Source organism: Cylindrospermopsis raciborskii Cr2010 (genome assembly GCF_003367075.2).
Lineage (GTDB): Bacteria > Cyanobacteriota > Cyanobacteriia > Cyanobacteriales > Nostocaceae > Raphidiopsis > Raphidiopsis raciborskii.
The window spans coordinates 2,878,175-2,890,710 of sequence record NZ_CP065936.1; the positions used below are offsets into that span (position 1 = coordinate 2,878,175).

At 42.5% G+C, this 12,536-nt stretch carries 12 protein-coding genes; 8 read left to right on the top strand and 4 right to left on the bottom strand.

Annotated features, from left to right (window positions below):
- Nucleotides 1–113: 113 nt before the first annotated feature.
- On the bottom strand, nucleotides 114–1,586 hold the full coding sequence (locus C6N34_RS13105) for an aminotransferase class I/II-fold pyridoxal phosphate-dependent enzyme (RefSeq protein ID WP_115538717.1): 1,473 nt from the start codon (nucleotides 1,584–1,586) through the stop codon (nucleotides 114–116).
- Between the two features lie 137 nt (nucleotides 1,587–1,723).
- Here C6N34_RS13105 and C6N34_RS13110 point away from each other — a divergent pair, with 137 nt between their 5' ends.
- Nucleotides 1,724–2,740: a ribose-phosphate pyrophosphokinase gene (locus C6N34_RS13110; protein WP_115538718.1), complete on the top strand. Its 1,017-nt coding sequence runs from the start codon at nucleotides 1,724–1,726 to the stop codon at nucleotides 2,738–2,740.
- 85 nt (nucleotides 2,741–2,825) lie between these two features.
- Nucleotides 2,826–3,284 carry a CBS domain-containing protein gene (locus C6N34_RS13115; protein ID WP_115538719.1) on the top strand — a complete coding sequence of 153 codons (459 nt, stop codon included), beginning with the start codon at nucleotides 2,826–2,828 and terminating at the stop codon, nucleotides 3,282–3,284.
- A gap of 8 nt (nucleotides 3,285–3,292) precedes the next feature.
- Here C6N34_RS13115 and C6N34_RS13120 read toward each other — a convergent pair whose 3' ends face one another.
- The 3 genes from C6N34_RS13120 to C6N34_RS13130 are packed head-to-tail and all read right to left on the bottom strand — an operon-like array spanning nucleotide 3,293 to nucleotide 7,804.
- Nucleotides 3,293–4,417, bottom strand: coding sequence for a CO2 hydration protein (locus C6N34_RS13120; RefSeq protein WP_115538720.1), 1,125 nt, complete (start codon nucleotides 4,415–4,417; stop codon nucleotides 3,293–3,295).
- Nucleotides 4,414–5,898 carry an NADH-quinone oxidoreductase subunit M gene (locus C6N34_RS13125; RefSeq protein ID WP_115538745.1) on the bottom strand — a complete coding sequence of 495 codons (1,485 nt, stop codon included), beginning with the start codon at nucleotides 5,896–5,898 and terminating at the stop codon, nucleotides 4,414–4,416. Before C6N34_RS13125 ends, C6N34_RS13120 begins: the two co-directional genes overlap by 4 nt.
- Nucleotides 5,899–5,947: 49 nt before the next feature.
- A complete protein-coding gene (locus tag C6N34_RS13130) occupies nucleotides 5,948–7,804 on the bottom strand; it encodes an NAD(P)H-quinone oxidoreductase subunit F (protein WP_115538721.1) in 1,857 nt (618 codons plus the stop codon).
- Between the two features lie 450 nt (nucleotides 7,805–8,254).
- Between C6N34_RS13130 and C6N34_RS13135 the strand changes: the two genes are divergently transcribed.
- The 6 genes from C6N34_RS13135 to C6N34_RS13160 all read left to right on the top strand — a co-directional run bounded on the left by C6N34_RS13135 (nucleotide 8,255) and on the right by C6N34_RS13160 (nucleotide 12,519).
- Complete coding sequence (locus C6N34_RS13135; RefSeq protein WP_006276527.1) at nucleotides 8,255–8,563, top strand: carbon dioxide-concentrating mechanism protein CcmK; 309 nt, start codon at nucleotides 8,255–8,257, stop codon at nucleotides 8,561–8,563.
- A gap of 104 nt (nucleotides 8,564–8,667) precedes the next feature.
- Nucleotides 8,668–9,009, top strand: a complete 342-nt coding sequence (locus C6N34_RS13140; protein ID WP_006276526.1) for a carbon dioxide-concentrating mechanism protein CcmK — start codon at nucleotides 8,668–8,670, stop codon at nucleotides 9,007–9,009.
- Between the two features lie 6 nt (nucleotides 9,010–9,015).
- Nucleotides 9,016–9,318, top strand: a complete 303-nt coding sequence (locus C6N34_RS13145; protein ID WP_006276525.1) for a EutN/CcmL family microcompartment protein — start codon at nucleotides 9,016–9,018, stop codon at nucleotides 9,316–9,318.
- A 51-nt stretch (nucleotides 9,319–9,369) separates the two neighbouring features.
- Nucleotides 9,370–10,986, top strand: coding sequence for a ribulose bisphosphate carboxylase small subunit (locus tag C6N34_RS13150; protein ID WP_115538722.1), 1,617 nt, complete (start codon nucleotides 9,370–9,372; stop codon nucleotides 10,984–10,986).
- A 97-nt stretch (nucleotides 10,987–11,083) separates the two neighbouring features.
- Nucleotides 11,084–11,674: a hypothetical protein gene (locus C6N34_RS13155; protein WP_057178349.1), complete on the top strand. Its 591-nt coding sequence runs from the start codon at nucleotides 11,084–11,086 to the stop codon at nucleotides 11,672–11,674.
- Nucleotides 11,675–11,733: 59 nt separating this feature from the next.
- A complete protein-coding gene (locus tag C6N34_RS13160) occupies nucleotides 11,734–12,519 on the top strand; it encodes a carbon dioxide-concentrating mechanism protein (RefSeq protein ID WP_057178348.1) in 786 nt (261 codons plus the stop codon).
- Nucleotides 12,520–12,536: the final 17 nt, after the last annotated feature.

The window sequence follows — 12,536 nt, forward strand, 5'->3', positions numbered from 1 at the left end:
TTAAGAAAGATAAATAAATAGGATAAGTGGGTGAGTGGAATTAAACATGAACGTAGGTTGGGTTGAGGAACGAAACCCAACGCCCCCATGGGTTACCCTACCGCTAACCCATCCTATTTAACAACTTTAAGGGTATGACAACTTGCATCCAAACAACCTGTAATCACTCCTCCTAAATCCTGCACCTGCTGTAAATAATCTAGGGCTGATTTTGTAATTCTTTCTCCTGGCATTAATATTGGTATTCCTGGAGGATATGGACAGATATTTTCTGCACAAATTCTATCCACCGTCTTTTCTAAAGGTAGAATTTCACTTGTGGCAAAAAAAGCCTCACGGGGAGAAATGACCAACCTATTATCTGGCTGATAATTAAATATTATCTTAGAGATGATGTTGGAGGTGCTCATCTCATATTTTCTACATCTGGGTATATCATTGATTTTTTTAAAAACTTTTACCAAGGCATTAATATCTAATTCATTATTTCCTAAACTAATAATAAATGTAACATTCTCAAAAGAAGAAACCTCCGGTACAATACCCATTTCAATTAGAAAATTTTCTGTGGTAAAACCCGTGATACCTAATTCTTTTACATTCACGGTTAATCGAGTTTTATCCAGATCAAAAAAGCCTGGTTGCCTAATTTTTGGCAATTCTAAAACTGATAAACCAGGAATTTCTCGAATTTTATTTCTGGCTATATTTGCTAGTTCTAGGGTTTGCTGCATCAAATTTTGACCATCTATAGCCATTTGCTGACGTGCTGCATCAAGAGAAGCTAAAAGTATAAAACTCGGACTTGTAGATTGTACTAATTGTAGAGCTTGATTTAATCTATCAATGTTAATTCTATTTCCCTGAATATGTAACATTGATGTTTGGGTCATGGAGCCCAGGGTTTTATGAGTAGATTGTATGGTTAAATCCGCACCTGCGGTTAAGGCGGATATGGGTAAATTATCATGAAAGTTAAGATGGGCACCATGAGCTTCATCAACTATTAAAGGAATATTATGTTCATGAGTAACTTGACAGATGGCTTTTAAATTGCCACAAACCCCATTGTAGGTTGGGTAAACCACTAATACAGCCTTAGCCTGGGGATGTTGAGCTAAAGCTACCTCTAAGTCTTTAGGTGTAATACTACAAGTAATATCCAGATCTTGATCATACTGGGGATTGATAAAAATGGGAATGGCACCAGCTATAATCAATCCAGAAACCACAGATAAATGTATATTTCTGGGTAAAAGGATATGCTGATTTGGTTCACAAACGGTCATAATTGCTGCTATAATACCACAACTAGAGCCATTGACTAAAAACCAAGTTCTTTGAGCACCAAAGGCCATGGCGGCTAATTCTTGTGCTGCTAAAATTGCACTTTCAGGTGCGAATAAATTATCTAATTCTGATAGTTCGGTTAAATCGGCTCTAAATACGTCTTTACCAAGCAAATCGGTTAAAATGGGTGAGACTCCTGCACCCCGTTTATGTCCAGGAGTATAAAAGGGGGTATGGTTTTTGGATATGGAGGATTTTAAGGCATCAATTAGGGGACTTTGGCTTTGGTTCAACATCGAAGATCTCTCTCAAGTTAAAAAATCAACAAATCGTCAATCTAATCTGGGAAAATAGTGTTAATTTATATGGAGGTATTCCCGATTTTTCTGCATTTGTTCATGAAATCTGCTACATCTTTGATGATAATATCGCCATGAATGCGCATCTAGGATCTGCTGTGCTAAATTCTGCAAGTTTAACCATGCACCCAGTCACCACAGGAGTGACTGACAACCAACGTCTGCGATTATTTTCTGGATCGTCCAATATCCAATTAGCTCAGGAAGTCTCACGCTACTTGGGCCTGGACTTGGGCCCCATGATCCGCAAAAGATTTGCGGATGGTGAGTTGTATATTCAAATTCAAGAGTCTATTCGCGGTTGTGATGTTTATTTAATTCAACCAACTTGTAAGCCAGTTAATGACCATTTAATGGAATTACTAATCATAATTGATGCCTGCCGTCGTGCTTCTGCTAGACAGATTACGGCAGTGGTTCCTTATTATGGTTACGCCCGTGCGGATCGAAAAACCGCCGGGAGAGAGTCCATTACTGCTAAATTGGTTGCTAACCTAATTACCCAAGCAGGGGCTAATCGAGTCCTGGCTATGGATCTACATGCGGCACAAATCCAGGGGTACTTTGATATACCCTTTGATCATGTTTATGGTTCGCCAGTCTTACTGGAGTACCTACAGAATAAAGCACTACAAGATATTGTTGTGGTTTCTCCTGATGTGGGTGGGGTAGCTCGAGCTAGAGCATTTGCTAAAAAACTCAATGATGCTCCCCTGGCAATAATTGATAAACGTCGTCAGGCTCATAATGTAGCTGAAGTTCTGAATGTGATTGGGGATGTGAAGGGCAAAACGGCTGTTTTAGTCGATGATATGATTGATACGGGAGGTACTATTACTCAGGGAGCAAAGTTACTCCGAGAAGAAGGTGCTAGTCAAGTATATGCTTGTGCCACCCATGCAGTATTTTCACCACCAGCTATTGAACGTCTTTCCAGTGGGTTGTTTGAGGAGGTGATAGTTACTAATACCATTCCTATTTCTCCAGCAGATCAATTCCCCCAATTAGTAGTGCTTTCAGTTGCTAATTTGCTTGGGGAGGCCATTTGGCGTATTCATGAGGATACTTCCCTGAGTAGTTTATTCCGTTAACTGAGATAGTTGATAGTAGTATTATCTAAAATAGTAAGTTAGTAGCTTGACTTTCCCGTTTCTATAGTAAGGTATAGGTATAACCATGTCTAAAACTGTTGCCCAGGTGATGACCCATAATCCGATTATGGTTAATCCTCAAACTCCTTTAAAACAGGCAATCCAAATCTTGGCTGAGAAGCAAATTAGCGGGTTGCCTGTGGTTGATGATATGGGTAAGTTGGTCGGGATTATCTCAGAAACGGATCTAATGTGGCAAGAAACAGGAATTACTCCTCCTGCATACATTATGTTTTTGGATAGTGTGATTTACTTACAAAACCCTGCTACTTACGAACGGGATTTACACAAAGCTCTGGGACAAACTGTGGGGGAAGTGATGAGTAACAATCCGATCACTATTAGTCCTGATCAGTCTTTGAAAACAGCAGCAAAAATTATCCAGGACCAAAAGGTTCGTCGTCTCCCCGTGGTTGATGATGCTGGTACTGTAATTGGTATTCTGACCCGTGGTGATATTATTCGCACTATGGCATGCGATTGATTGTTGTTTTAATTGTTTGCTTCCAGCAATCGGGAGGTTTGAAATCTATCCATCCACTTTTCCAAGTACACTAAATTGGCTATCTGTTCACTGGGATCCCCTGTATCTATGGCATAGGGCATTAATCCTAGAATAGCTGCAGTTGTCACACAAAACATGGACTTTTGAAAGCTGATACAGATTTGCACCAGCAAGTCATCTTCACCTCTCAAACTGTGACGGTAAATCTGATGGAGGTACTCGGGTAGATAATGGCGCATGTCATGCATTAATAATGTGGGTGGAACACCTGAACCACCAATAGGTAGAGGATCCGCATATAAAGCACCATATTCAAATTTGGCCTGGTCTGGGGGAACCTGATATGCTTGAGCGTTTAGGGACACTGTTCCTAAAAAGGGTGTGCCTCGGAAAAATACCGCTTCTACGTAGGGAATGGCTGTGTCGGCCAAGAATGTTAATCCCATGGACTTAGGAATAATATCATAAACTTGCTCCCGAATTTTTACTTGGTAGGTGATTGGTTTTAGGGCATCTTTGACTAAACCAGCTTTAATATGTTCTACTACTTGAGGAATAGATGTGATTTTTCCGATATCGTACAGATCTGATAAACTGAGAAAGATATCAGCCATGACTCGCCAAAATTGACCGAGACCACTATAATAAGCAGACATCCGCAATTGTTCAATTAAAAAGTCCGGAAACAGCTGGTTAAGACCTATAACCCCTAGGTTGTATTTGAATTTAGCTGATATTACGGCCTGGGCTCTGTGGGCAAATTCAGGGCTATCTAAATAGGAATCTAGCCCCCCACCACCATGCCACATCATGGTTTTCATGCAGTATTCTGCATATTCAAAGTTAATGCGATCGTGCCACCAATGACGGAATAATTGGGGAAGGGAGATTTTGCCGTTAAAATATTTGAAAAATGGGAAGAATACTAAAAATTGATGATCTGCTATGTAGATCAGGTTTTGAGAATAAGCATCTAGTACCACACCATAACTTTTGAGAATCCCTACAACTTCTAAGACATTTTCTGGACTGTCTTTGAGTAGGGCCTTTCCGGTTTGCAATTGCTCGATGAATTCATGTAGGGGATGGACCCTGTTTTCAATCTGTTTCATTTACTTACTTGAGTTAATTGGCTTGCTGGTTTTTGCACACTGACCTGCACTGTTGCTTGACTCCAATGGGTTAACCATGACGGTTGAATTCCCAAAATAATAATTAATCCCGCTAATACTACAGCAGGCAAGCGATCGCTCAGGTATACGCGAGGTAGTCTAACTACTTGTGGTGATAATCTGCCAAAGAAGGCCCGATTTACCAAAATTAGGAAATAAACTGCTGTTAAACCAGTTCCCACCATGGATAATAGGGTTTGTACTGGAAAAACCTCATAGCTACCCCGGAAGATAATAAATTCTGAAATAAAACCTACCATCCCCGGTATACCTGCACTGGCCATGACTCCTAAAATCATTAGTGTGCCAACCACTGGCATTCCCCGCTCTGGATTTAATAACCCCCGCAGTACCTCTAAATCACGACTACCAGCTTTTTTGTATACTACACCTACCAGTAAGAACAACATGGCTGAAATCAGCCCGTGACTCACCATTTGCATAATAGCACCTAGTACACTTAAAGGTGTGGCCGCTGCTGTTGCTAACAGTATATACCCCATGTGTCCAATAGAGCTATAGGCTACCATTTTTTTCATGTCCTTCTGAGCGATCGCACAGGATGCTCCAAATAGTACACTAATTACAGCCCATGTTGCCAAGGTAGGTGCTGCATATTCCCAGGCTTGGGGTAATAAGTTCATACCAAATCTAACCAGACCATAGGTTCCCAATTTCAACAGTACTCCCGCTAAAAGTACGGAAATGGGAGTGGATGCTTCCACGTGAGCATCGGGTAACCAGGTATGAAAAGGAACAAGGGGGATTTTAATGCCAAATCCGATGATGATTCCAGCCAATAACAACAGTTGGGTGGTTAAAGGTAGAGTGTGAGCATTGACAGTTTCTAGGGCAAAACTAGGGGAATGACTCAACCAAATCATTCCCAAGAAACTGGCCAGAATTAGGATTCCTGAGAGGGCGGTATAAATGAGAAACTTAGTAGCTGCATAACCTTTTCGTATTCCTCCCCAAATAGCAATTAGTAAGTATAGGGGAATCAGTTCCAATTCATAAAACAGGAAGAACAATAATAGGTCTTGGGCTAAAAAAGCTCCAATTACTCCAGTACTCAGTAAAAAAATTAAGGAATAATAAAACTTGGGACGCTGGATTGACTCATCAGTACTGTAAATGGCAATAACAGTCAAAATTCCGTTCAACAATAGTAAAGGTAAGGATAAACCATCCACACCCAAACGATAGTTTAACCCTAACACATCTATCCAAATCAGGGATTCGGTAAATTGTACATTTCCCTGGTTAGGGTCAAACCTAATTGTTAACAAAACAGTCCACAAAAAAATCATCCCAGCAATGGCCAAAGAGATTTGACGGGCAGTTTTTCCACTTATCGATGTTGGATAAAAACCAATCACAGCTGCACCAATTAGAGGTAGCAAAATTAGGGTACTTAACATCATTAGTTCATTATTGCTAATTTGGCATTTAGGCGGTTATTCACTACGACTAGAAGGGTAACCTATTTAGTAAACCTAAGTAACCACTAATCAAGAAACCAAGTAGACTGATCACCACCAGAATCGTTAACATATAACCCTGAGACTGACCAGAAACACTATATTTTAGGCTTTGTCCACCAAACATAGCTGCAAATCCCACCAGGTTAACCAGACCATCTACTAAATAGCGATCGCACCAGGAGGATATTTTAGATAAGAGTGCTACCACACCGACTATGGTTAACCGATATATCTTATCAATGTAAAAATCGTATCCTAGGAAATCTTGAACAAATCTCCATGCCAAAATCCTTGATCTCGACCAACCCTTGTGTAGATGTATGGTAGAGCCGATTACCACCCCCAAGACAGTGGAACCTACTAATGCCACAGCTATGTACCAATCAACATCTTCCCAGTCAGGAAGTAAGTACCATTGCTGAAGCATGACCGGCAATATTAGGGTTACAATTGTTAGGGTAACCATGGGGAGAGCCATGGGCCAACCCACTTCCGGGGCGCGACGGGTTTTTTGTTGGGGTTGTCCCCAAAAGATCAGACGAAAAACCCTAGTTAAATTTAGGGCGGTTAGGCCATTGACTAAAATTAACACTACAATCACCCAGGGACTAATCTTCACTAAACCATCAGCCCACGCTAACATGGCCCAAAAACTTCCCAGGGGTAATAAGGTGACCATTCCCGCTGCACCCACTAAAAAAGCCGTTGTTGTTGCTGGCATCTTTGTCCACAAACCACCCATTTCCGTCAGATCTTGAGTTTGGGTGGTATATATAACAGAACCAGAACTCATAAATAATAGAGCCTTGGCCATCGCATGGGTTAACAACAGCATCAGAGCCACACCTCCCTGCTCCATTCCCACCGCCAAAAACACTAATCCCATGTAGGCACTTGTAGAATGAGATAGGGCGCGTTTAATATCAATTTGAGCTATTGAAACTAAAGTTGCTCCCACTGCTGTAACAGTACCCATAATGATCAAGGCATTCAAAGCCACGGGCGATAGGCTGAGGATTGGTTGAATTTTATATAGAACATAGGCCCCACCAGCGACCACCAGAGAGTTGCGCATGACAGAGGCTGGGTTTGGGCCTTCCATAGCCTCATCCAACCACAAATGGAGGGGGAATTGGGCGCACTTACCAGCAGGTCCAGCAATTAGGGCTATACCCAGCAAGGTAGAGGTCAGAGGGTTTAAATTTGCCCCTTGTACCCACTCATAAAGGTCCAAAAAGTTGAGGCTATTAGCTTTAGTGGAAAGTATAACCACAGCCATAAGTAGTAATAAATCCCCCACTCGTTTAGTTAAAAAAGCATCTCTCGCTGCTGTTACCACTAGAGGTTGGGCATACCAAAAACCCACCAGTAGATAGGTAGAAAGAGTAAGAACCTCTAAGAGAGCATAACTAAGAAATAAAGAATCACTTACAGCTAATCCACTCAAAGCTGCTTCAAAAAATCCCAAGAGAGCAAAAAAGCGTGCTAGAGACCAGTCTTTTTCCATATAACCTAGAGCATAGGTTTGAGCTAATAGACCTAATCCGCTAATTAACACTAATGCTCCCACACTCACCTGGGATAATTCTAAAGCAAAATTCAACTGAAAATCGCCGAACTCAAACCAGTTAATTACTAAGCTTTGTGAATCCGTACCCCCCAAATTTTTAAATACAAGCAGACTATGGAAAAAAGCCAATATAGTCATTAACAAGTTCAGATAAGCAGCAGGTCTAGGACCCGTACTTTTAACTATTCCCACACACCAGGGTAGGCTGAGAATTGCCCCCAATAGGCTATAAAACGGCACAAACCAACTTGTGAATAATAAGACCTCATTCATCTAAATCATCGGACTCCAATTTTTCTTTCTTAAACAGGCTTAAAACAAATCTCGGTTTAGAGTAAGTCAACCTGACCACAATCAAGTTTTTTTAATATTTTTTTCATCTTTCTTCCCTATTGTTTATACAGTTACCACAATTTGCCATGTCAATCCTAGTACCTGGGAAATTTTTCCGTGAGGATAACTTAGATTATACGCGCCCTTATCAAGTCACTATAGATGTGAATATATTTATTACGGTTTATAGTATTTTGGGCAGTTAAATTTTGTTAAGTTTTCTAAAACTATTTTATCACAAACTATTATAGTAATTTATGTTGCCAGGGGTGCCCAGGTCTCATATCCTTAGATCTAGAAGTATTTGCTTCGCTCACAATGAGCATCCCCGTCAAAAATTTCTAATCAACCACAGTACAAAAGTCCTATTTAATTTTGAGGAGTTCTGCGATGCCAATTGCAGTAGGAATGATTGAGACAAAAGGGTTTCCAGCAGTAGTAGAAGCCGCTGATGCGATGGTAAAAGCAGCCCGTGTCACCTTAGTAGGGTATGAAAAGATCGGCAGCGCACGCGTTACCGTGATTGTGAGAGGCGACGTATCCGAAGTTCAAGCCTCAGTAGCAGCGGGTATTGAAGCAGCTAGAAGGGTAAATGGCGGAGAAGTATTATCAACTCATATCATCGCCCGTCCCCATGAGAACCTAGAATATGTATTACCCATCAGGTATACAGAGGCAGTAGAGCAGTTCCGAACTTAAACGGGTATCTAGTTCCACAACTTGCCCAACAGTAAAAAGGAATAACTTTTTACTTTTGTATAGTCAACAATGTAAAATCACGATTGTAAGTAAGGATAGAGAAAATGTCAATTGCAGTGGGAATGGTAGAAACCTTAGGGTTTCCCGCAGTGGTAGAAGCTGCTGATGCGATGGTAAAAGCAGCCCGTGTTACCTTAGTAGGATACGAGAAGATCGGCAGTGGTCGCGTAACAGTAATTGTGCGTGGTGACGTATCCGAAGTTCAAGCCTCAGTAGCAGCAGGAGTAGAAAACGTGAAGCGAGTCAATGGTGGACAGGTATTGTCTACCCATATTATTGCTCGCCCTCACGAAAACCTAGAGTATGTACTGCCAATTCGATATACAGAAGACGTAGAACAATTCCGGGAAGGGGTAAGTGGGATTCGCCCCTTTAGGAGACCGTAATTAAGAATGCAAATTGCGAAGGTGCGTGGCACAGTAGTCAGCACCCAAAAAGATCCCAGTCTCAGGGGTGTGAAACTACTCATGGTACAGCTAGTAGATGAGAACGGTAATCTTCTCCCAAAATATGAGGTAGCAGCTGACAGTGTGGGAGCAGGAGTAGATGAGTGGGTACTATTTAGTCGAGGTAGTGCCGCCCGTCAAGTTCTTGGCAATGAACAGCGACCCCTAGATGCGGCAGTGGTGGCGATAATAGATACTATTCACGTCGAAGATCGTTTAGTTTACAGCAAAAAAGACCAGTATAAATAGTCAGGAGGTCACGACCACTGACAACAAGATTATTTCAGGAGGAATCCCACAATGGTAGTCCGCAGCACGGCGGCACCCCCAACCCCGTGGTCAAAGAGTTTAGCCGAACCGGACGTTCATCAAACTGCTTATGTACATCCTTCCTCTAACTTGATTGGGGATGTTCATCTCGGTCAGAATGTGATTATTGCCCCGGGAACATCTATTAGAGCAGATGAAGGAACCCCCTTTCATATCGGTGAAAATACCAATATTCAGGATGGGGTGGTTATTCATGGTTTGGAGCAGGGCCGAGTAGTCGGGGATGACGGCGAGAAATATTCCGTATGGATTGGTAAAAACGCTTCCATCACCCACATGGCGCTGATTCATGGACCAGCTTATGTAGGGGACAACTGTTTTATAGGTTTTCGCTCCACGGTCTTTAATGCCAGAGTCGGAGCGGGTTGCATCGTCATGATGCACGCCTTAATACAAGATGTGGAAATACCCCCGGGTAAATACATAGCTTCCGGTTCAATTATTACAACACAGCAGCAAGCTGATCGCTTACCAGAGGTGCAGGCTCAAGATCAGCAGTTTGCCCACCATGTTGTGGGGATAAATCAGGCTTTACGAGCTGGTTATCGCTGCGCGGAAGATCTCAAATGTATTACCCCCATTCGGGATGAGTTAAAAGATCACGAAGAAAAAACTTATACAAGCATCACAGTTGAAGAGTTAGATAGGAGTAGTGAAGTGGCAGGCAAATTGAGTGCAGATACAGTAGAACAGCTACGGTATCTACTGGAGCAAGGTTATAAAATTGGTACAGAGCATGTGGATCAAAGACGGTTTCGCACAGGATCCTGGCAAAGTTGCCAGCCCATCGAAACCCGCTCCTTGGGACAGGCAATTAGTGCTTTAGAAACTTGTTTAGTGGACCACGCTGGTGAGTACGTGCGTTTATTTGGGATTGATGGTGGTAAGAAGAGGGTTTTGGAAACCATTATTCAACGTCCTGATGGTGTGGTGGTAGCTACTTCCCCTAGCTTTAAGGGACCATCCCCAACCAGCTATAATGGTAATGGCAAGTTTGGTGGTATTGACACCCAAATCATCAATCAGATTAATCAGCTTTTGAACAATGGTTATAAGATTGCAACAGAGCATGTAGATGAACGAAGATTCCGGACTGGGACTTGGCAAAGCTGTGAACCTATTCATTCTACCTCGACTCAGGAAGTAGTGGCGGCTCTGGAGTCATGCTTAAACTCTCATCAAGGTGAGTATGTTCGACTCATTGGTATTGATACCAAGGCTAAACGCCGAGTGTTGGAAAGTATTGTGCAGCGCCCTAATGGACAGGTAGTCACATCTGGTAACGGCAAAGTTTCCCCCACTGGTGGCACCACAGCTGTTAGTAACCATCTAGGTGGAGAAATTATAGACCATCTCAGACAATTAGTCAACGGTGGACTGAAAATTAGTCTAGAACACGTAGACCAAAGACGCTTCCGGACGGGAACCTGGTCTAGTGCGGGACTCATTGAAGCTAGAAGTGAAAGAGAGGCGATCGCCACTGTAGAATCCTATCTATCTGAGTATCCAGGTGAGTATGTAAGACTAATAGGTATTGATCCCCAAGTGAAGCGTCGGGTACTAGAAGTAATTATCCAACGTCCATAATAGGCGGGTAATAGCTTATAGGCTGGTAGGTTTGGCCAATTATCACTTACCAATTTTTTGTGAAATCATTATTCCGGCTTCCGAGGTAGTAAAAGTCATGTCTTCTGTGCCGTTGCTTCGCCTCAGCGACAAATTTGACCCTTATATTAGTGGCGAGGTGAATATTGATCCTAGTGCCGTAATAGCACCGGGGGTAATACTCCAGGCGGGCCTTAACAGCAAAATTATTATTGGTCCTGGGGTTTGTATTGGCATGGGATCAATTCTCCAGGTGAGTCACGGCATTCTAGAAATCGAAATGGGGGCCAATCTGGGGGCCGGTTTTTTGATGGTTGGGGAAGGTAAAATAGGGGCTAATGCTTGTATTGGTGCGGGCACTACAGTATTTAACGATTCTGTAGCTGCTCAACAAGTAATACCAGCAGGTTCGATTTTGGGAGATAGCAGTCGCCAACAGTCTACTTCCCCACCTTCTCCCACGCCAAAAAGCCAGTCACCCCCGGAAACAGAATCTAGTACTGAGTCGCAAGAGACAAGTGATGGTAAACCCCATAGTAGAGATCCCACTGAGCCCCATCCCTTAGGAACGCAAATCTACGGGCAAGGAAGCATTAACCGACTTTTAAGTACGTTGTTTCCCCATCGGCAGTCTCTGAGTGACCAGGATGCTAACAATGGTGTGGAGTAAATGTTAATTGTTAGTTGTATGGTCAGTCGTCATTTTTGCGATTATGCTGGTGAATAAATATGGAAACATACAGTCAACCTACTCTTAGTACTATTCAATCACCTCGTCGCCACAATAATCTCAAGGATACTGCCTTGGGCTTAGTTTCGACCTTGAGCTTCCCTGCCATAGTGGGGACAGCTGACATGATGTTAAAGTCTGCTGGAGTGCATCTGGTAGGCTATGAGAAAATTGGTAGTGGTCACTGTACAGCTATTGTGCGGGGTAATATTGCGGATGTGCGTCTAGCTGTAGAGGCGGGGGTGCAAACGGCGGAACAGTTTGGACAGTTGGTGTCAAGTCTAGTTATTCCTAGACCCTATCCTAATCTGGACATAGTTTTACCAATTAATCGTCTAACCCAAATTATGGCGGATGGCACTTATAGTCGTCTAAGTAATCAAGCTATAGGTTTAGTAGAAACCCGTGGCTTCCCTGCCATGGTAGGTGCTTGTGATGCTATGCTCAAATCAGCAGAAGTTCATTTAGCTTCTTACGAGAAAATTGGTGCGGGACTCTGCACTGCCATTATTAGAGGCACGGTGGCTAACGTAGCTGTAGCCGTAGAAGCGGGAATGTATGAAGCAGAAAGAATAGGGGAATTAAATGCCGTCATGGTGATTCCTCGTCCCCTAGACGAACTGGAGCAGACCCTACCCATTGCTAGTTGTTGGGTAGAAGAACATCGACCTTTAGATATACCCCTACATGTCAAAGAGAAAATTGTTGACGCCCAAGCCGTAGAGTTACCTGATCTAGCCAAATTGCCGGTTAAAATTAAGGAAGAATTACTGGTGGACGAATAGTGTTTACTAAATATATT